Source organism: Acinetobacter sp. CS-2 (assembly GCF_016599715.1).
Classification (GTDB): domain Bacteria; phylum Pseudomonadota; class Gammaproteobacteria; order Pseudomonadales; family Moraxellaceae; genus Acinetobacter.
In genome coordinates this window covers 3154693-3173948 of sequence record NZ_CP067019.1, presented here as the reverse complement: position 1 = coordinate 3173948, position 19256 = coordinate 3154693, and the positions used below count along the sequence as shown (strand labels likewise).

Below are 19256 nucleotides of genomic sequence, written 5' to 3'. Positions count from 1 at the left end.
CTTTGTGATAAAAATTTGCCAGAAATAAAATTGACGTTTTGCTTGAAAACTATACAGGGTGTAATGTAGCAGCCAAAAATCACGTTATACTGATATAAACTGATGATTTTATTTTAGTAGTTTTATTTAGTAGTTATCTTCCGATAAGCGAGATTGTTAATGAGTCAACCCGAATCGACCTCTCAAGTTATGGTACCAACTTGGGTGGATTCTTCGCTGTTTAAGGGCATGTTGCGCGGTATTGAACGTGAAAGCCTGCGTATGCAAAGCAATGGCTTTTTATCCCAGGCAACACATCCTCAGGCACTTGGTTCTGCATTAACACATCCGCATATCACCACTGACTATTCCGAAGCCTTGATGGAATTTATTACTCCTCCACAAGACAGTATTGGAAAAGCACTCGATTATCTGGCCGATATTCATGCCGTTACGCACCGTCATTTGGAAAATGGGGAAAAACTCTGGCCCTTGTCGATGCCCTGCATGCTGGATGATAATGAAGAAAACATTCGTCTAGCCCAATATGGCAGTTCCAATATTGGACGTTTCAAAACTTTGTATCGTCGTGGTCTGGGCGTACGTTATGGTCGTCGCATGCAAACCATTTCCGGGGTGCATTATAATTTATCTTTTCCAGATCAATTGTTTGAAGCACTGCAACAGCATGAAAGCAATGAAGATCTAAAAAGCCTCAGTCTGCAGGATTATCGCAGTCACCGTTACTTTGGCTTGATCCGTAATTTCATCCGTCTAACGCCCTTGGTGATGTTCCTGTTGGGGGCCAGCCCTTCGGTCTGCCAGTGCTTCATGACCGGACGTGACCATCATCTGTTGCCTTTGTTAAAAGGTACCCTGTTCTTGCCTTATGCAACAGCACTGCGGATGGGCAATTTTGGCTATCAGAATTCTGCCCAGAAGCAATTGGGTATTCACTACAACAACCTGTCGGGTTATCTGGAGGGTTTGCAAAAAGCCGTGAAAACGCCTTATGCACCTTTTAGCCGTTTGGGGCTCAATGATGAACACGGTGAACCGATTCAAATCAATGATCATGTGTTGCAAATTGAAAATGAATACTACAGCTTAATCCGTCCGAAGCAGGTGCCTCAAGCAGGAGAAACACCATCCCAGGCACTGCAAAATCGCGGAGTCGGTTATGTGGAACTGCGCGCAGTCGATGTCAATCCGTACAGTCCAATCGGAATTGATGAAAACACGGCAGCATTTCTGGAAGTCTTGGCACTGCATTGCTTGCTACAAGACAGCCCGGATTTACTCGATCCGGAACAGGAACGGATTGAGCGTAATCAGGCCGAAGTGGTCAATCGTGGCCGTGCACCGAATGCCGCTATTCTGGATGCGGCTGGGAAACATCCGATTGAGGATTGGGCACGTGCGCAGGTCATCAAAATGCAGCCTTGGGCTGATTTACTGGATGCGACTTATGATACCCAAATGTATTCAGCAGCCCTGGTGGTCATGCTCAATCGTATTGATGAAGTAGATGAAACCCTGTCTGCCCAGGTTATAGCCGATACTTTGGAATATGGCGGGACATGGGGTTTTGGCAGTATGATGGCGCTGCAACATGCAGCAACTTATGAACAGCACCCTTTAAGCCCGGATACGCTGGCTTATTTTGATGGTTTGGCGGGGCAGTCATTGCAACAGCAACAGCAACTGGAACAAGATACGAGCATCAGTTTTGAGCAATATCTTGCCGATTATCGATAAAAATTAAGAGGATTTGCCATGCAATGGAGTTATCGCTTCGTGAGTGGTTTTTTATTTTTAGCCAGTGTCGTGGGGATGGCATTTGCGTTGTATTTAGAGCATGGACAAGGGCTTGAGCCTTGTCCACTCTGCGTTTTTCAGCGTATAGGTCTAATTGGGCTGGGGATTATTTCCCTGATCGCTTTCCTGCATAACCCCATTTCAAATGCATTTAAGCGTTTTTATGCTTTGTTGGGTACGCTTAGTATCCTCTGGTCCGCAGGGGTGGCTGCACGTCATGTCTGGCTGCAAAATTTGCCACCCGATCAGGTGCCGAGCTGTGGTCCAGGTTTAGATTATTGGTTGGATACTTTGCCGTTAAAGTCGGTATTTGAACAGGTGCTGAAAGGTTCGGGTGAATGTGCCAAGGTTGACTGGACTTTGTTTGGACTATCGCTTCCGGTATGGTCATTGGCTTTCTTTGCCGTACTTGCCTTGATCAGCCTGTGGCAACTATTGCGTCACTATCCAGGGATGACCAATAAAACAGCCAAGAAAAAATAAAGAGGTATATAAAAAAGCCAACTGAATGTTGTAATGCTGATCAGTTAAGGAGTTTAGAAATAAACTCCTTAACTTTTTAGTGATTCATGGCGGAGTCTTACCATTTTAAATCAAACCCTTGCAGCTCATCTGTTACTTTGGTTTCGCCCAAAGTAACCAAAGGCATTTGTCATCCGCAAAACTCGTCAACCACTATCAACTCGCAAATTTATCGCAGAAACAATCATTTTTTAATGTAGTCCGGCCTCAAACAGTTGCGGATGACTTTCCCACATATCAAATACAGTCATGAATTTAAAAAAGAAAATACCAGTCAATTTCTTAACTGACTGGCATTAAACCGAACGTTGGCTTTTTTATTTTTTACTTAAGTCAGTGCAATACCTGACAAATCTTCCAGCTGCATGCGGTATTCATGCACTTCTTCTTTGACCTGTTCATTTTGCGGCGGGTAGAACCATTTCACGATCTGTTCCGCCACACTGGAATGATAGTTGATTTCAAAATGACTTAAGCCATAAAAGATCGCTTTATGGGATTGGGGCACTTTCAGTTGAAAGCGCGGATTTGGATGTTCACCCAAAGCACTGTCTACACTGACCAGATAGTCCCCCAGCACCTTTAAGGTTCGATTCTTTTTGTTTTCATATTCAATGGTGCCGGCAACCAGGTAAGTATTAATATGTTTCGGTAGGGGAGCCGGTTTACGGTTGTCATCCATGCCGCCAATCCGGGCATGATTATGTTCCCAGTCATCATCGCGAACACTGCCATAGCGCAAATCCAGAATGCCATTGCTGCGGATATTGACAATATGCCGGATGATTTTCACAAAGGGAAAATGTCCGAGTTTGTCTTGCAGGATAAACCCGAAACGTTCCAAGACTGCACCATGATGCGGAGAACCCAGGCAGACCAGGTTCTCGGTCAGATGTATCCATTGATACATGTTCTGTTTGCCGTAAAACAGGGCACTGCGTAAGACCAGGCCGCCCATGCTGTAGCCAATTAAATCAATGCTGGTAATGCGCGGATTGCGACGAATCAAATCTTCTAGGGTATGGGAAAGACTACGGCCATTGGCCGAGATACGACGTCCACTATTGTAGTTCAGGTACAGCATGGTGTTATTGTCACGTTGCGCCAACAATTTTTCGCCAATACCGCCATATTGCGTGTTGCTCCAGTCCAGATGGTTCATGCACAAGCCATGTACAAAAATGACCACGCGACCGGATAAATCCCCTTTTTGCAGTCCACCATAGTGGTCATACAGTACCATCGGCAGTGCCATCGGGTTCTGATATTTTAATAAATAATCACCCAGTACCCCGTTGAGCACTCCGACGAGAAAATGCAGTGCAGGTGTTAGCGGTTTGTCATGTAATTTTGGATATTTTTCAATAATTTGACGTAAACCTGGTGCCAAAAGATACGATCCGTAATTAAGCAGAGTATCGTAGGAAAACTGATACAGTTTTTCGATATAAGGAATTTTTTGCAATTTTTTCGAGCGTTGTTCACTCATGCCAAACAGGCTAATTAAAATTTCACGTTGAATCGCCTGGATCAGCTCCTGCATGACGTCGTTGAGACGAGTCGTGACCAGTTGTGCGAGACCTTCCAATACATCAGCCTGACTGGGTGGTGTACGGTCCCATCTACAATAGGTTTCATGTAATGGGGTTAAACTCGGCATTTGATCCTGTCCTTTTTGAGACCATGTTTCCCATACCCTTTATTTTTTCTTGGGATCACGGTATAAACTCTTAACTTTTCATTTTATATCGTTCATCTCGAACAGCTTTTACAATAACGATGATTGCGCTTCGGTATTAATTTTTTTGTCTGACAATCCTGGCTATATCTACATTAAAACAGATGGGTGGCGAAGACTCAGGGATAAAATAAATCTAGTTTAAATTTGACCATGATGCAATAAAAACCATGAACATCATTTATTTACATGGATTTCAAAGCAGTGCTTTATCCATAAAAGGCCGGCAGATTAAAGACTACTGTCAGCAGCACAGCAATGTTCAGGTTCATCTGCCGGATCTCAACATGCCGCCAGAGCAGACCATGGCGCATGTGGCTGCCATGATTGAAAGTCTGGACCGGGTGGTGCTGGTGGGGAGCAGTCTAGGAGGCTTTTATGCGACACAGCTGGTCGCAAAGTATGGCGTTCCGGCTGTTTTAATTAATCCTGCTATGCGACCATGGCAACTATTTCGTGACTTATTTGGCAGTGATCAGATTCCCTATGTGGTGAATGCTGAATGGACGCTGGATCATACCCATCTGGATCAGCTTGAGCAGATGGCGGTGCCATTTGTGCAAGATGCGGACAAAATTTTAGTGTTATTACAACAAGGGGACGAAGTTTTGGATTATCGTGAAGCACAGCGCTATTATAGCAATGCTTCACATCAGTCCATGCTGATTACCGAAGCAAATGGCAACCATGCGATGGAAAATTTCGCAGACAAAATACCGATGGCCTTACAGTTTTTATCGGATTGTATAAATTAAGGAAACAGTACAACGTGTCTCAATATACGGCTCAATCACTTGAAGTTTTATCTGGTTTAGATCCGGTACGCCGTCGTCCGGGTATGTATACCGATACCACTCGTCCAAACCATTTGGCGCAGGAAGTTATTGATAACGCTGTGGATGAGGCACTTGCCGGACATGCCAATAAAATTACTGTCACAGTGTATAAAGACGGTTCCCTGTCGGTTGAAGACAATGGCCGGGGGATGCCGGTGGATATCCATCCGGAATATGGCCAGAGCGGGATTGAAATTATTCTGACCAAGCTGCATGCCGGGGGTAAATTCAGTACCGATAACTACCAGTTTTCCGGTGGTTTGCATGGAGTAGGGATTTCCGTGGTCAATGCCCTATCTGACCGGGTGGAAGTGGAAGTTCAGCGTCAGGGCAACCTGTATAAAATGGCCTTTGAACATGGTGAACCAGTTGCGCCGCTGGAAGTGCTGCAAGGCAAGGCACCGAAACGTGCGACCGGTACCACAGTACATTTCTGGCCGGAAGCCAAATATTTTGATTCGCCCAAGTTTGCCCTCAAGGCTTTAAAACATAATTTAAAAGCCAAAGCCGTTTTAGCGGCAGGTTTGGAAATCAATTATGTAGACCAGATCAATGATGAAAAGATCAGCTGGCAGTTCGAAAATGGTCTGGTTGACTACTTAATGGATGAGCTGGAAGATCGTGAAATCATTCCGAGTCCAGCTTTTGTGGCTAGTGGTGAGGCTGAACGTGCCAGTGCCGAATTTGCGATTTGCTGGAATGCTGAAGGTGGCGAACAAATTCAGGAAAGCTATGTCAACCTGATTCCAACTGCGCAGGGCGGTACCCATGTCAATGGTCTGCGTTCAGGGGTCACCGATGCCATGCGTGAGTTCTGTGAACTGCGTAACCTGTTGCCGCGTAATTTAAAATTGTCTGCCGAAGATGTCTGGGATGGGGTGAACTACATTCTGTCGTTAAAATTTCAGGAACCACAATTTTCCGGTCAAACCAAAGAGCGCCTGTCGAGCCGTGAAGCCTCAGGCATTGTGCTGAATATCGCCAAAGATGCTTTTGCACTGTGGCTCAACCAGAATTCAGACATTGCCATGCAGCTGGCCGAATTGGCGATTGCCAAGGCGGGTCGCCGTTTAAAAGCGGCAAAAAAAGTTGAACGTAAGAAGATTGTTTCCGGACCTGCACTCCCGGGTAAATTGGCCGACTGTGTAGGACATACCCTGGAAGAATCGGAACTGTTTATTGTGGAAGGGGATTCTGCGGGTGGTTCTGCCAAGCAGGCACGTGACAAGAATTTCCAGGCAATCATGCCAATTCGCGGGAAAATCTTAAATACTTGGGAAGTCTCTTCTGATGAAGTTCTGGGTTCTCAGGAGGTGCATGATATTGCCATTGCGATTGGAGTCGATCCGGGCAGTGATGACCTGTCCGAACTTCGCTACGGTAAAATCTGTATTCTGGCCGATGCCGATTCAGATGGTCTGCATATCGCGACCCTGCTCTGTGCCTTGTTTGTGAAACACTTCCCAACCATGGTGGAGGAAGGGCATTTGTTTGTGGCCATGCCGCCCTTATTCCGTATTGATGATGGTAAGGATGTGCACTATGCGCTGGATGAAGACGAGCTGGAAAGCATTCTGAAAAAATGCAAAAGCAAGAATCCGCAAATCACCCGATTCAAAGGTCTGGGTGAAATGAATGCCAGTCAGTTAAGGGAAACCACGATGGATCCGAATACCCGTCGTCTGGTACAGCTAGATCTGGATGATGCACATTTTACCGCCGGTCTGCTGGATAAATTACTTGCAAAAAAACGCTCATCGGACCGTAAACACTGGTTAGAACAGAAAGGTAATCTTGCTGATCTGGTGGTTTAAGTTCGAGTTATTGCCAAATTAAAAAATCCTGCATCTGCGGGCTTTTTTATAGGTTTAAATTGAGTTGCATTAACACCAGATCACGCCATTTCCCAAATTTTTGTCCAACTTCTGGCATATAACCTGTCTGCTTAAAACCTAATTTTTCATGTAACACAATTGATGCTTGATTTTCATGATCAATCGCAGCAACCATCACATGAATATAATTTTGCCGTGCATGTTCAATCAGTTTCAGCATTAAGGCTTTTCCCAAACCTTGTCCGATAAAGTCCGGATGAATAAAGACCGAATGTTCCACTGTATGTTTAAACCCGCTAATTTGGCGGAAAGAAGAATAATCGGCATAGCCGGCGATGTGTTTAGTCTCTGAATGTTCAGCGACAAACAAAGGAAATAGTTGTTCAGTAAGGCTTTTAAACCAGTTCTGAAAATCCTCAATAGACTTTGGTGTGCTATTCCAGGTCGCAGTACCATTTAAAATTTCAGCATTATAAATTTTCAGGATGTGTTCTAGATCTTGTACTTGAGCGGGACGAATCAGAAAACCCATGAGCATATGCCGAACGACTAAATAGACTATGGATTTTAGAAATAAACCTGATTTTCAGCAATAAAAAAAGCAAGACCGAAGCCTTGCTTTTTTAACGTTCAAAACGTGGTGCTTAGAAGTGGTATTTGACCAAAGCACTGACGTCGTTTTGATCAACGCCTTGAATACCAAATTTGTTGTTCCAAACTGAGTGTTCGATACCCACATATAATTTGGTTTTAGGTGAAATATGCTTACCTACATTCCATTTGTACTGGCTGGTCCAGTTCAGCTCGCTTGCTTGAGCGCCTTTTTCAGCTGTTGACCAATCCAGGAAGGCATCTACCAGGAAATCTTCAGAACCCAATTTAAACGGAACTGCATAAGTGATCGTCATTTGATAATCATCTTTAGTTTTGTCGTTATCCGCTTTATAGAAGTTCACATTGGCATACTGGGTGTATGGAATATCTAAAGCGAAACCAATACCGTACAAGAAGTTATTAAACTCTTGGTTTTGGTCATATCCTGCATTGTGTTCCCAAGTTGTCGCAATAAGGACATCTTTAATTGGACCAAAAGAAAGATCTTTTCCAGATACTTCGCCTAAGCTTAAACGTGGCGCTAACTCGAAATATGTATTTTGTTCATCATTGCCATCCAATTGATGGTCAACAAAGAAAAATACATCCGAGTATTTAAGTTTAGCTGCATATTCTGCAGTCACGGTCGTACGGTCTTCAGTACCCACTTCATAGTTTTCACCATAAAGACCAGTTACGCTGAAGTCTTGCCATACCACTGGCGAAGCCTGTGTAAGCGCAGCTGTTGAAGCCAATGCACATGTAGCAAAAAATTGTGTAAGTTTCATTAAAAATATCTCCCCCGAGAAGCAAGCAAAGCATACAGATTCTTTAGCAAAAATAAAGCCAAAATTGATCAATGGTTAAAAAAATAGTCTGCTTTTCTCAGAGTGCTCCTGATTAAAATCAAGACACCACTTTGATACCTAAAAATACATGTTGATAAAAAAAGTAAGGCAGTTTGAAGAAGGCATTTTATCCGCAAAGAAATAATATGATATTTATCAAATTATTTAGAGGGAAAGTCAAATTCCTTATACGTTATAGGGTATTTAAAAAAAATATCAAAATACTACTTGCATAAGCTTCACCTAGACCCTTATATTCAAAGCATAAGGACACGAATCTGCAGAGTTAAAAGTGTTCATCATTCAATGTGGAGGAACTCGTTCCAAACTAGGTTGAAGATGCTCAGCGCTGTTGTTAACAGCAAGGTGAAACGTGCCAAGATAAGAAGTTTTGCACAAAAAAAGATTTGATGAATAAAGAGGATGAAATTATATGAACATTGAAATTCGTACCGATAAAAACATCCAAAATAGTGATCGTTTAATTACTTATGTTCGTGCAGAACTGAATGCTGAATTCCAACGTTATAGCGAACGTATTACCCATTTCTCGGTTCATTTTAGCGATGAAAATGGTCCAAAAGGTGGTGCAGATGATATTCACTGCATGATCGAAGCACGCCCGGCAGGTTTGAAACCGGTAGTGGTGAACCATCATGGTCATAATATCGATACTGCCATACATGGAGCCATTGACCGCTTAAAACGCAGTTTGGAACATCTATTTGAGAAAATAGATGACCCTCGTGCCGCAGTGCCGGTACTTGCTGAAACTGCAGAAGCCAGTGATGTGGACGATGTAAATGATTAAGCAACATCTTGCTTAAAGAAAAAAGCTCTTCGGAGCTTTTTTTATGGGCGTTTTAATACGCTATTTGGGACAGGGCAACAGAAATAAAAAATATACTCCTTATACATTTAGCTAAAACAAATGACAGTTTATTCGGCATAATAGTTAAAAAATGATTGAAGAGTATTTTCTCCATGTTAACAGCACAACAACAAGTCTTTGTACAGGCAATAGAAGAGCTGGATCTTGCTCAGGTACAACGTCTTTTGGCAGAAGGTCTCGATCCGAATTTTATTGATCTGGAAAAAGGTCCGGCCATTTCTGTCTGGTCCGATGGTTTGTTCAAATGGTGGGAGCATATTTGCGAAGCTTATGAAGCCGGTTCACCTTTATCTGAACAAGAAAAACAGCAGAATCTGGCAGTTCATCTTGAAATTTTAGAGGCGCTTATTCAAGCCAAAGTCAATTTACATTTATGGGATGCCGAAGAACTGTATGGTCCATTATGGGATGCTGCCAGCTCCGCCTGCGTGCCTGCAGTGCAACGTTTACTGGATGAAAAAGTAGATCCTAATACCAAAGATGAAGATGGTCAGACCATATTATCCTCGATTAGTGATTTATTCTTTGATTGTGACTTTGACGAAATCAACTGGTCAGAAGCATTGGCCGAAGAAAAGCAAACTTTAGAGTTGCTCCGTAGTTATGGGGCTAAAATGACTAAAGAATTAACATAATTAGTGAGACAATTCATGCCAGTCCTAAAAACAGTAAGTTTCATTTTTGCAGCAGGTTTTAGCATCAATGCGATGGCTGCCAACTTTTCTTTTGACCGTCCGGGTACAGGAATTGGTACAGGTATTACTCCAGTCGGTCAGCTGGCATGGGAACAGGGTTTACCAAGCCTAAACTACTCAGAAAGTACTGATGAGAACGGGCTAAAGGTTAAAAACACCAGCTTAAATGCCGACATGTTATTGCGTACCGGTTTAGCCAAAGATCTTGAAGTGCAATTGGGCTGGCAAGGACCATCCTGGTTAAAGACCAAAACGGCAGGCCAGTCCATTGAAGAAGACGGTCTGGGTGATGTCAGCATTGGGGTAAAAAAGGCCATTAATCTGGATGATGAAAAGCTTTCTATGGCTATTTTAGCCGAAGCTATTCTGGCGACTGGTAATGACGGTTTTAGCAATGAAGATGATATTTACAGCCTAACCTCGGCTGTGGCTTATGATTACAGCGATTTAATTGCTACTTCCATGACCATGCGCTATGAAGTCCAAAACAGCAACTGGGCAGTGACTGCAGTACCGACCATTGAATATAAAATCACTGACAAATTGTCAGGTTTTTCTGAACTGGTCTATCGCAAAGCCGAAAGTCAGAATTATGAATATGCACTGGGTTCAGGACTCATTTATGCACTGAATGAGCGTGTGCAAATGGATGCCAGTATTGGTGTGGACTTAAATGGTCGAGATAAAAGTTATCAATCAGGTTTGGGTGTTGCATTCCTATTTTAATTAAAAAAATAAACTGATATGAAAAAGCATCTTCAAGACATGGGCTTGTGGTTTCGGTTCGCTATATGCGGATTGATCGGTAGTGTGATTATATTGTGCTCCATGACACTGCAGGCGCAAGAGCAATTGCTTGCACCCGAGGATGCTTTTTCTTTTAGTGTTGAATCTAGCAGTACACATGAAGCCCGACTCAACTGGACAATTCCAGAGGGTTATTATTTATATCAGCACAAATTTGAAGTCCGGCAAGGGGCACAAAAGCTGGCTTTAAAATTGCCGCAAGCCACCGATTTACATGATGAAAACTATGGTCGCACCCAGGTTTATTTTCATCAAGTGCAATTTAATATTTCGACCGAAGCCTCCCAAACCTACCAGGTGACGTGGCAGGGCTGTGCCCAAGACCGGATTTGCTATCCACCGCAAACCATTGAGTTTCAGACCGATATTGACGGTTTGGTGCTGTTGCAAAATCAGGCCAGAGCAAGCAAGCGTCTGCTGGATCTTTCAACATCTTCAAACAGTTCTGTAACTGGTCAAAACACTTTGAGTGCTGAACAGAATAGCATTCAACCGACAGCAAAGCCCGTCATACGCGATACTGCAAAAGATCAAATGTGGTCGGAAACACTGGCTGAAAGCTCTTTGCTGTATGGCTTATTGCTGTTTTTCGGTTTAGGCATCTTGTTGGCCTTTACGCCATGTTCATTACCGATGCTGCCGATTTTAACTTCGCTGATTGTTCGCGACAGTAAAGGGCTGAAAGCCTGGATGATTGCTCTGGTATTTGTCTGCAGTATGGCCATGGTCTATGCGGTTTTAGGCTTAATTGCTTCATCTGCTGGTTTGAATTTTCAGCGCTGGTTACAGCAGCCTTCCACCCTGATTGCTTTTAGTGCGTTATTTGTTTTATTTGCACTAAATTTATTCGGTTTATTTGAAATTAAATTGCCCCAAGCTTTGGTCAACCGCCTCGATCAGGCCCAGTCGCTACAAAAAGGTGGCAGCCTGATTGGGGCAGGTGTTATGGGGATGATCTCTGCACTGCTGGTTGGACCCTGCATGACCGCACCTCTAGCCGGGGCACTGTTATTTATTTCCCAGAATCAAAGCCAGTGGCAGGGGGCACTCTTGCTGTTCACCTTGGGTTTTGGCATGGGAACGCCCTTGCTTCTGGCCAGTGTACTGGGTTCCAGGGTGTTGCCTAAAGCAGGGTTGTGGATGCACCAGATTAAGGTGCTGTTTGCCTTTATCATGCTAGCCTTGGCCCTATATTTTATTCGTCCGCTTATTTCTGAGGCCTGGCTGCAATGGGCAGGCTTAGGTTTAGGCATTGCTTTTATTGCGTATATCCTTTTTCGCATTCGGCAACAGACCCCGCTGAGGGCTTTATATGTACTGGTATTACTCGTGGTGATGCCTTATCTGGCTTATACTCAATATCAACACAGCCAGCGGTTTTTTATCGGGCAAAGCACGACCCAGGCCACTTGGCATGTGGCAAAAACAGCGAATGAATTTCAACAGCTCTTAAGTAGTGTGCCCTCCAATCAGCCGATTATTATTGATGTGTATGCAGACTGGTGTGTGGCCTGTCAGCCCATTGAACATCAGGTGCTAAAATCGGCTCAAGTCCAACAAGCACTTGCGCCGTATTTTCTGATTAAACTGGATTTGAGTAACTATGATGCAACGCATCAGGCCTTATTGAATCAATGGGATATTTTAGGGCCGCCCACCTATTTATTCTTGGATGCTAAGCAGCAGGAAATTCGTGGTTTACGTCTAACCGGTGCTTTTAGCGAGGCTGAATTACTGAAACAGCTCGATTTGTTTCAACAGCATATAGGACCATAATGTGATGTATCAGCTCTATATAGCCAATAAAAATTATTCCAGCTGGTCAATGCGCCCGTGGCTGGTGTTACAGGCTTTTCAGTTGCCTTTTCAGGAATTCATGATTCCGTTTCCCGCAGAACGCAACACCGGCACATTCAAGCAGGATGTATTGGCCATTAACCCCAATGGGAAAGTCCCGGTATTGATCGATCATGACTTGATGCTGTGGGATTCGCTGGCGATTTGTGAATATCTGGCAGAACGGCACCCCAATCAGCATTTGTGGCCACAAGATGTCAAGCAGCGTGCGCATGCACGTTGTATTGTGGCGGAAATGCATAGCGGATTTTCAGGTTTGCGCAATGCCTGCGGCATGAATATCCGAGCCCATTTAGCCGATGTGGGTAAGCGTTTATGGCAGGACAATGCCGAGCTTAGGCAAGATGTGGCACGGATCGAACAGATCTGGTCAGAACGTCCAGAGGTGAACGGTTTTTTATGTGGTGAATTTTCAATTGCCGATGCATTTTATGCCCCGGTGGTGACGCGGCTTATGACCTATGCCTTACCGGTCAGTGAGTCGACACAGCAGTATATGCACACCATGCTGCAACATCCGGCCATGAAACTGTGGATGGAAGGCGCGTTGCAAGAACAAGCTTGGGTGAATTATTTAGAGTCGTATCAACAGCAGCCGCTTTAGCAGGGCTTGGGCTCAGTAAACAACTCTGCCTGATAACACTTGACCTGATTGCGTCCGTAGCCTTTGGCTGCATACAGAGCCTTGTCTGCCCGGCTGAGCAATTGTTGCGAATTGAGTAAGGGACTGGATAGTGCAATGCCAAAACTTGCGGTGATCGGAATGATCTCTCCCGATTCACTGCATAAATGAAGCTGTTGAATGGCCTGACGACACCGTTCAGCAATAATTTGTGCCTGTTCTAGAGAAGAATGATTTAAAATAAGAAGAAATTCTTCTCCACCAAAACGGCCCAGCATATCGCTATCTCGAATGATTTGAGAGAGTGCTTGACTGACCTGAATCAGGGTTTCGTCGCCTTTATCGTGCCCGTATTGGTCATTAATGCGCTTGAAATGATCCAGGTCAATTAACACCAGTGCATAAGATTCATTGGGTTTGCGTTCTAGTTTTTCCAGACAATTGTTGATGCTGCGCCGGTTAAGAGTATTGGTCAGTGGGTCAACCTGACTTAAATGCTGAATCAGTTTTTCTCGATGCCGCCATTGGCTAAGTAAAATTTCAAATAAAATTAAACAAGTAATAAGAATTGGTACAATGAAATACATCATTGTCAGCACCCAAAACATATTCTGGTAGGGTTGGGTGTGAAGATTAAACAACGGACCGTAGCTGATTTGACCTTGCAAGCCTAAATACCCGCAAACCAGTAAAAATAATGTGGCCGGGATAAGGGCGAAATAAACGATTTTACGGTTAAACAGCACCAGGCCCACCGTGAGCAGACACATGTAAGTGATCATGGTGGCCGGACTGAGTACGCCGATCACATAACCATCACGACATAAAGACATGACCAAAATCCCCACGGATACATAGGGTAGGCATTGCTGTACCCAGGCTTTTTTACGCCATGCCGAACATGGGTAAATCAGCGCAATAAAGACGGTCAAAATCAGGATATTCATTTCCAGCTGTAGTTTGAGCAAGGGTAAATTTACCCAAGGCCAGACTTCAGGAGATAAAAGTACAAAAACTTTCCAGATAATCCAGATCATATGCACTGAACTTCCTAAAATCAGCATCAAAATGCATTTATTCAGGACACTCCAATTCATTACACCCCCATCTTCTAACAGGTATTTCGCAATTTTTTCTTTGAATGAGAAGGCATGATTTGGTGAAAAGATTGGCTTCATTCGATAAATATAATCCTTGGTTGTCTAAATCATGAATTAATGTGAAATAAGTAGATTTATTTTTAATAATTCACAACATAGCACGTTTTTTCAGTAATGGTAATGGTTGTTTTTTGTACTTTTTGGTCTAAAAAGTACTTTTAGCTGAATTATTGTTGTATTAAATATGGAACGTTGTGTTGTATATAAACGTATTATTCTATTTTTAGTGGTCGATTAAAATGCCTACATTGAATAAATAAAGATGAAGGTAACAGGCATGAAAGTTTTACATATCGATTCGAGTATTTTAGGTGATGCTTCTGTTTCACGCCAATTAAGTCAGGCGATTGTCACTCAGTTGCAAGCCAAGCATGCAGATGCGACCGTAGAATATCTGGATTTGGCACAACAGCCCATTCCACATTTAACCGCTGAAATTTTGATGGGGCAAGATGCTGAACAGGCAGCCTTAGGTGAAAAAATTATTCAGCAATATTTGGATGCGGACGTGGTTGTAGTCGGTGCAGCAATGTATAACTTTGGCTTGCCGTCTACGCTAAAAGCTTGGATTGACCGGATCAGTGTGGCCGGTAAAACCTTTAAATATACTGAAAATGGTCCTGTTGGTTTGGCTGGTGAGAAAAAAGCCTATATCGCCAGCAGTCGTGGCGGCGTGTATGGTGAAAATAGCCCGGCAGATTTTCAGGAAGGTTTTTTGAAAACTGTATTTAATTTCACCGGTGTGAACGATGTCGAAATTATTCGTGCAGAAGGTGTCAATATGGGTGCAGAGTCAAAAGATCAGGCAATTGCCAGCGCTTTAGCTCAGGTGCAAAGCCTGTAATGTGAAATCATCCTATCCATGATTCCTCTTGGGTCAGCTTCGGCTGACCTTTTTTATGGAATATGGTTCATTGCGGATTAAATTTAGCTTTGATCCAGTGCATGGGCAAATTCAGCCAGATCGGCCAGTGCCTGTTTGGCTTCATCAAACCACGCATGGAACATCTGAAAATTGTGCCACATGCCGGTATAAAGTTTAAAAGTCACTTCAACATTGGCCTGTTCTGCTTTTTCTTTAAAGCGCTGTGCATCATCCAGCAGAATTTCTTTCGATCCTACTTGTACCAGTGTAGGAGGTAATCCAGTTAAATCTGCAAATAGGGGAGAAATTGAGGGATGTGATTTATCCATCGATTTAGGAACGTAATAATCAATTCCGGTTTCTAAGGTTTCAATGGACAATAAGGCATCGTGTTTCTGGTTATAGCGTAAGGATTCACTGGTGAGGGTTAAATCTAAAAAGGGTGACAACAGCATCAGACCACTGACCTGAGGCAGCTGTTCATCACGAATTTTAAGTGTCAAGGCCAAAGCCAGATTGGCACCACAGGAATCCCCGGACAAAATAATATCCTTGGCTTGTATGCCTTGGTCGAGCAAAATATTGTAAACATCAAACAGTGCATCCAGCGCTTCAGGAAAAGGCTGTTCAGGCGCGAGAGGATAATCTACGTGCAGCGCTTGCATTTGGGTCCGTGCCACCATGTCGGATACAAATGTCCGATGGGTATTTAAGGATCCTAAAAAGAATGCACCGCCGTGTATATGTAAAATAAGCTGTGTGGCCTCATTGTGAGGTTTGATTTCTTCAGCACGTAAACCGGCAAGACGGATTGGGCGAATACTGACATTTTTATTCTGCGGAAATAGACGGCACATTTGTTCAATGACAAAGCGTGCTGAATTTGGAGGTAAGTTAAACTGGCTTGGCAGACGGATGGTGGTTTTTAAAAAACTTTCTGTAATTAATTGTTTCCATAACGGATTTATCTTCATGTTTTTTCCATCTTGTTATATCTTTTGGGGGATAACTGGTTGTTTACCAATTCAAGTTACAAGATTACACTAAACGGTCACACGGAAGAATTGCAAATATGTTGTGACTTTTTAATACTAAGGCCGTCTACACTAGACTAGGAAACGAAAAAAAATGAAAAGAATTGCTCTTGCATTAGGATTGCTCGGATTAACAGCTTTGGCAAATGCTGCTGATCCTTTAAATGGAACAGTTTGGAAAACGATTGACGATAAAACAAAACAACCCAAAGCAATCGTAAAATTTACTGAACAAAAAAATGGCACATTGTCTGCGAGTATTCAAAAAGTTTTGACACCGGGCGAAGAACAGGCATGTAAAAAATGTGAAGGTCCATATCATAATAAATCTTTAAAAGGTTTAAAGATTGTTCACGGTCTTAAAAATGTCGGTGGTACAAGTTATGAAGAGGGTACTATCCTTGACCCTTCTTCAGGCAAAACCTACAAACTCAAAGGTGAACTGGCAAATGGCGGTAAAACGCTCGAATTACGCGGTTTTATTGGCGTATCTGTTTTAGGCCGTAACCAGACTTGGGTTCGCGCAAACTAAGTTTGCCTAGCCTAATGGATAAAACAAAAAAGCCTGACAATGTCAGGCTTTTTTAATGCGGATGGTGCAGGAGGCTTACTTTAATGCCCGATATGCTTCTTCATCAAAGCCGACGATATAACCAGAATCAGTTTCAAGCACAGGACGTTTGATTAAGCTGTTATGGCGGGTGAGCGCTTCAATGAGATTTTCTTCACTGCTTAAAGCTGTTTGTTGTTCCGCTTCGCTCAGTTTGCGCCAAGTGGTGCCTTTTTTATTCAGGATGACTTCCTGACCTTCGTTATCCAGCCATGTTTTTACCGTTTCAGCAGCAATGCCTTGTTTCTTGTAATCGTGAAACTCATATTCAAGACCGAGTTGATTAAGCAGGTCAAAGGCTTTTTTCATTGAATTACAGTTTTTGATACCATAAATCTTCAGCATAGGTGAATTATTCCATTTTCTATTCTTCAATAGCGTAACGAAAATCCATCAGAAGCTCTAGAGTGAATTAAATGATTAAAATTAAAAAATTCAGCTGTCATTAAACTGACATTTAGATTTGTAATTATAAAGCTATAAATAAGAACCATATGATTATTCTAAATATAATATATAGAAAATAGAAAAAATATAGAAATAGAAAAGAAAAAATAAAGATAACGAATAGAGAAAACCCGCATTCAATCATCCTGATTATGCGGGTCTCATTTCAACGTCCATTGTCACATCCTTGCAAAATAAGCTACCGAAGTGCTTTATTCTGTTTCATCCTACGGCGTCCTGTCCTTTTTCAGTCATCCTGACTTGTCCCTGTGCCGTGCAACAATAATGCACTTAAAACATGTATATAAAAAGCCACAAATTCGACATCTTTTGTAATCTATATGCCTGTATTGAGTGAACAATAGTTCACTCAATGTGCATTGTGGACTATATTTTATAATCAATAATCACCGGTGCATGGTCGCTAAACCAGGTCTCCTTATACACCCAGGCATTGACAGTACGGGCTTTCCAGTCTGGTGAGCAGGCTTGATAGTCAATGCGCCACCCGACGTTTTTGGCACGTGCCTGTCCGCGATTAGACCACCATGAATAAAGTTCGGCTTCCTTGCGCACTTCACGGAAAGTATCGACATAACCCAGATCATCATAAATATGATCGAGCCAGGCGCGTTCATGTGGCAGGCAGCCTGAAGATTTCTGGTTGCCCGACCAGTTCTTGATATCAATGCGTTTATGCACAATGTTGTAATCACCGCAGACGATGATCGATTTATCTTCATCCCGCCATTGTTTGAGAATATCTTGATACTGATCCAAAAAGTGATCTTTACGGGCTTGGGCTTCTTCACCGGATGAACCTGAAGGCAAATACAGCGAACAGATGTATACAGGCTTGTCTAAACCGAGATCAAATTCGGCAGCGATAAAGCGCCCTTGAGAGTCGGCCAGTTCAAAGCCTAAACCATCTTTTACAGAGGCAAAAGGTAGGCGACTATAAATGGCGGTACCGGCATAGCCTGCACGTTCTGCTGGGAACAGGTGCGTGTACCAGCCTTCAGGTCTAAATTTTTCAGTCCACTGCGCATGGGTGATCCGGCTTTCCTGCATACAAATGACATCTGCATCTGACTGTTCCAGCCATTCCAGCAGGCCTTTGGTCACTGCTGAACGCAAGCCATTTACGTTAATTGAAACGACTCTTAGAATTTTTTGATCACTTGGATAGCTACTCTTTGGTATCATACGCAAGTCTTACCTCTATTTCTGAATTTTGGAGCACCTCATGACGTCGCAAGCGACTTTTAACCCTCAAGCTTTTATCGAACTTGCATTATCACGTGGTGTGCTTAAATTTGGTGAGTTTACTTTAAAATCGGGTCGTGTGAGTCCTTATTTTTTTAATGCGGGTTTGCTCAATGATGGCGAGGCGTTAACGCTACTGGCTTCAGGCTATGCAGACAAATTAACGGCATGTGACAATGTCGAAGTGATTTTTGGCCCGGCCTATAAGGGGATTCCATTTGTTGCTGCGACTGCCGTGGCATTGTCACAAAATCATGGTGTAAGTGTACCTTGGGGCTTTAACCGTAAAGAAGCCAAGGATCACGGTGAAGGCGGGGTGCTGGTTGGCGCATCGGTTGAAGGCAAAAAAGTCTGGATTATTGATGATGTCATTACTGCAGGTACAGCCATTCGTGAAGTGGTCACCATTCTTAAAAATGCTGGTGCGCAAATTGCCGGAGTATTGGTGGCTCTAGACCGTCAGGAAAAAGGACAGGGCGAATTGTCTGCTATTCAGGAAGTTCAAAAAGAACTGGAAATTCCAGTTCATGCCTTGATTACCATGAAAGATTTGATGGATTTCTTGGAAGCTAAAGGCGAAAAAGACGCTTTAGCGAAAATGGAAGCCTATCGTGTGAAATACGGTATCTGATCGGTCAATGGTTAAAAAGGGAAGCCATGTGCTTCCTTTTTTGTCATTTTAAGAAAATAAGAGATAACTTAAAAAAATCGACTAAAAAAGTACTCAGGCTTTAAACAAAGCTCTAGTCATATTCATCTTTTGTTTGTTTTTAGGCTGAAAGAAGACGCCAATACATGCTATTGAAGTTGAGCACCGTTTTAATCTATACC

General features: G+C 43.0%; 19 protein-coding genes. 12 read left to right on the top strand and 7 right to left on the bottom strand.

Annotation, left to right across the window (positions count from 1 at the left end):
* The first annotated feature begins 159 nt into the window (after positions 1-159).
* Both gshA and JFY49_RS15585 read left to right on the top strand, forming a co-directional pair.
* A complete protein-coding gene (gene gshA, locus JFY49_RS15590) occupies positions 160-1737 on the top strand; it encodes a glutamate--cysteine ligase (protein WP_200223372.1) in 1578 nt (525 codons plus the stop codon).
* 18 nt (positions 1738-1755) lie between these two features.
* Positions 1756-2280, top strand: coding sequence for a disulfide bond formation protein B (locus tag JFY49_RS15585; RefSeq protein WP_166170569.1), 525 nt, complete (start codon positions 1756-1758; stop codon positions 2278-2280).
* A gap of 367 nt (positions 2281-2647) precedes the next feature.
* Here JFY49_RS15585 and JFY49_RS15580 read toward each other — a convergent pair whose 3' ends face one another.
* Positions 2648-3979 carry a hypothetical protein gene (locus tag JFY49_RS15580; RefSeq protein WP_200223371.1) on the bottom strand — a complete coding sequence of 444 codons (1332 nt, stop codon included), beginning with the start codon at positions 3977-3979 and terminating at the stop codon, positions 2648-2650.
* 248 nt (positions 3980-4227) lie between these two features.
* Here JFY49_RS15580 and JFY49_RS15575 point away from each other — a divergent pair, with 248 nt between their 5' ends.
* Entirely contained in the window at positions 4228-4812 is a 585-nt protein-coding gene (locus JFY49_RS15575) for a YqiA/YcfP family alpha/beta fold hydrolase (protein WP_200223369.1), read from the top strand.
* A gap of 14 nt (positions 4813-4826) precedes the next feature.
* Complete coding sequence (gene parE / locus JFY49_RS15570) at positions 4827-6707, top strand: DNA topoisomerase IV subunit B (protein WP_200223368.1); 1881 nt, start codon at positions 4827-4829, stop codon at positions 6705-6707.
* A gap of 46 nt (positions 6708-6753) precedes the next feature.
* Here parE and JFY49_RS15565 read toward each other — a convergent pair whose 3' ends face one another.
* Together JFY49_RS15565 and JFY49_RS15560 are read right to left on the bottom strand one after the other, a co-directional pair.
* On the bottom strand, positions 6754-7260 hold the full coding sequence (locus JFY49_RS15565; protein ID WP_200223367.1) for a GNAT family N-acetyltransferase: 507 nt from the start codon (positions 7258-7260) through the stop codon (positions 6754-6756).
* 112 nt (positions 7261-7372) lie between these two features.
* A complete protein-coding gene (locus JFY49_RS15560) occupies positions 7373-8110 on the bottom strand; it encodes an outer membrane protein OmpK (RefSeq protein ID WP_200223366.1) in 738 nt (245 codons plus the stop codon).
* Between the two features lie 493 nt (positions 8111-8603).
* Here JFY49_RS15560 and JFY49_RS15555 point away from each other — a divergent pair, with 493 nt between their 5' ends.
* The 5 genes from JFY49_RS15555 to JFY49_RS15535 all read left to right on the top strand — a co-directional run bounded on the left by JFY49_RS15555 (position 8604) and on the right by JFY49_RS15535 (position 13025).
* Positions 8604-8981, top strand: coding sequence for an HPF/RaiA family ribosome-associated protein (locus tag JFY49_RS15555; protein WP_086196557.1), 378 nt, complete (start codon positions 8604-8606; stop codon positions 8979-8981).
* 173 nt (positions 8982-9154) lie between these two features.
* Positions 9155-9697, top strand: coding sequence for an ankyrin repeat domain-containing protein (locus JFY49_RS15550; RefSeq protein WP_180082690.1), 543 nt, complete (start codon positions 9155-9157; stop codon positions 9695-9697).
* A gap of 15 nt (positions 9698-9712) precedes the next feature.
* On the top strand, positions 9713-10483 hold the full coding sequence (locus JFY49_RS15545) for a transporter (protein ID WP_166170586.1): 771 nt from the start codon (positions 9713-9715) through the stop codon (positions 10481-10483).
* 18 nt (positions 10484-10501) lie between these two features.
* Complete coding sequence (dsbD, locus tag JFY49_RS15540; RefSeq protein ID WP_200223365.1) at positions 10502-12340, top strand: protein-disulfide reductase DsbD; 1839 nt, start codon at positions 10502-10504, stop codon at positions 12338-12340.
* Positions 12341-12344: 4 nt separating this feature from the next.
* Positions 12345-13025, top strand: coding sequence for a glutathione S-transferase family protein (locus tag JFY49_RS15535; RefSeq protein ID WP_166170590.1), 681 nt, complete (start codon positions 12345-12347; stop codon positions 13023-13025).
* On the opposite strand, the gene JFY49_RS15530 is transcribed toward JFY49_RS15535, so the two are convergent.
* Positions 13022-14221 (bottom strand): GGDEF domain-containing protein, encoded by a 1200-nt coding sequence (locus JFY49_RS15530; RefSeq protein WP_200223362.1) that lies wholly within the window; start codon positions 14219-14221, stop codon positions 13022-13024. The two genes, JFY49_RS15535 and JFY49_RS15530, sit on opposite strands and share 4 nt — an antisense overlap.
* Positions 14222-14480: 259 nt before the next feature.
* On the opposite strand from JFY49_RS15530, the gene JFY49_RS15525 reads away from it, so the two are divergent.
* Positions 14481-15047, top strand: a complete 567-nt coding sequence (locus JFY49_RS15525) for an FMN-dependent NADH-azoreductase (protein ID WP_086196551.1) — start codon at positions 14481-14483, stop codon at positions 15045-15047.
* An 83-nt stretch (positions 15048-15130) separates the two neighbouring features.
* Here the strand turns inward: JFY49_RS15525 and JFY49_RS15520 are convergent, their stop codons facing one another.
* The gene (locus JFY49_RS15520) at positions 15131-16042 is read right to left on the bottom strand and encodes an alpha/beta hydrolase (protein WP_166170594.1); all 912 of its coding nucleotides are present in this window, start codon (positions 16040-16042) and stop codon (positions 15131-15133) included.
* A gap of 154 nt (positions 16043-16196) precedes the next feature.
* Between JFY49_RS15520 and JFY49_RS15515 the strand changes: the two genes are divergently transcribed.
* Positions 16197-16634: a DUF2147 domain-containing protein gene (locus JFY49_RS15515; protein WP_086196549.1), complete on the top strand. Its 438-nt coding sequence runs from the start codon at positions 16197-16199 to the stop codon at positions 16632-16634.
* Positions 16635-16709: 75 nt separating this feature from the next.
* On the opposite strand, the gene JFY49_RS15510 is transcribed toward JFY49_RS15515, so the two are convergent.
* Positions 16710-17057 (bottom strand): Spx/MgsR family RNA polymerase-binding regulatory protein, encoded by a 348-nt coding sequence (locus tag JFY49_RS15510; protein WP_166170596.1) that lies wholly within the window; start codon positions 17055-17057, stop codon positions 16710-16712.
* 489 nt (positions 17058-17546) lie between these two features.
* Positions 17547-18365, bottom strand: coding sequence for an exodeoxyribonuclease III (locus tag JFY49_RS15505; RefSeq protein ID WP_166170657.1), 819 nt, complete (start codon positions 18363-18365; stop codon positions 17547-17549).
* 40 nt (positions 18366-18405) lie between these two features.
* Between JFY49_RS15505 and pyrE the strand changes: the two genes are divergently transcribed.
* The gene (gene pyrE, locus JFY49_RS15500) at positions 18406-19056 is read left to right on the top strand and encodes an orotate phosphoribosyltransferase (RefSeq protein ID WP_086196546.1); all 651 of its coding nucleotides are present in this window, start codon (positions 18406-18408) and stop codon (positions 19054-19056) included.
* Positions 19057-19256 lie beyond the last annotated feature (200 nt).

Bases quoted from the DNA above. Each gene is read 5' to 3' on its own strand.
- gshA (WP_200223372.1), top strand. From the start codon at position 160: ATGAGTCAACCCGAATCGACCTCTCAAGTTATGGTACCAACTTGGGTG.
- JFY49_RS15585 (WP_166170569.1), top strand. From the start codon at position 1,756: ATGCAATGGAGTTATCGCTTCGTGAGTGGTTTTTTATTTTTAGCCAGT.
- JFY49_RS15580 (WP_200223371.1), bottom strand. From the start codon at position 3,979: ATGCCGAGTTTAACCCCATTACATGAAACCTATTGTAGATGGGACCGT.
- JFY49_RS15575 (WP_200223369.1), top strand. From the start codon at position 4,228: ATGAACATCATTTATTTACATGGATTTCAAAGCAGTGCTTTATCCATA.
- JFY49_RS15565 (WP_200223367.1), bottom strand. From the start codon at position 7,260: ATGGGTTTTCTGATTCGTCCCGCTCAAGTACAAGATCTAGAACACATC.
- JFY49_RS15560 (WP_200223366.1), bottom strand. From the start codon at position 8,110: ATGAAACTTACACAATTTTTTGCTACATGTGCATTGGCTTCAACAGCT.
- JFY49_RS15555 (WP_086196557.1), top strand. From the start codon at position 8,604: ATGAACATTGAAATTCGTACCGATAAAAACATCCAAAATAGTGATCGT.
- JFY49_RS15550 (WP_180082690.1), top strand. From the start codon at position 9,155: ATGTTAACAGCACAACAACAAGTCTTTGTACAGGCAATAGAAGAGCTG.
- JFY49_RS15545 (WP_166170586.1), top strand. From the start codon at position 9,713: ATGCCAGTCCTAAAAACAGTAAGTTTCATTTTTGCAGCAGGTTTTAGC.
- dsbD (WP_200223365.1), top strand. From the start codon at position 10,502: ATGAAAAAGCATCTTCAAGACATGGGCTTGTGGTTTCGGTTCGCTATA.
- JFY49_RS15535 (WP_166170590.1), top strand. From the start codon at position 12,345: ATGTATCAGCTCTATATAGCCAATAAAAATTATTCCAGCTGGTCAATG.
- JFY49_RS15530 (WP_200223362.1), bottom strand. From the start codon at position 14,221: ATGAAGCCAATCTTTTCACCAAATCATGCCTTCTCATTCAAAGAAAAA.
- JFY49_RS15525 (WP_086196551.1), top strand. From the start codon at position 14,481: ATGAAAGTTTTACATATCGATTCGAGTATTTTAGGTGATGCTTCTGTT.
- JFY49_RS15520 (WP_166170594.1), bottom strand. From the start codon at position 16,042: ATGAAGATAAATCCGTTATGGAAACAATTAATTACAGAAAGTTTTTTA.
- JFY49_RS15515 (WP_086196549.1), top strand. From the start codon at position 16,197: ATGAAAAGAATTGCTCTTGCATTAGGATTGCTCGGATTAACAGCTTTG.
- JFY49_RS15510 (WP_166170596.1), bottom strand. From the start codon at position 17,057: ATGCTGAAGATTTATGGTATCAAAAACTGTAATTCAATGAAAAAAGCC.
- JFY49_RS15505 (WP_166170657.1), bottom strand. From the start codon at position 18,365: ATGATACCAAAGAGTAGCTATCCAAGTGATCAAAAAATTCTAAGAGTC.
- pyrE (WP_086196546.1), top strand. From the start codon at position 18,406: ATGACGTCGCAAGCGACTTTTAACCCTCAAGCTTTTATCGAACTTGCA.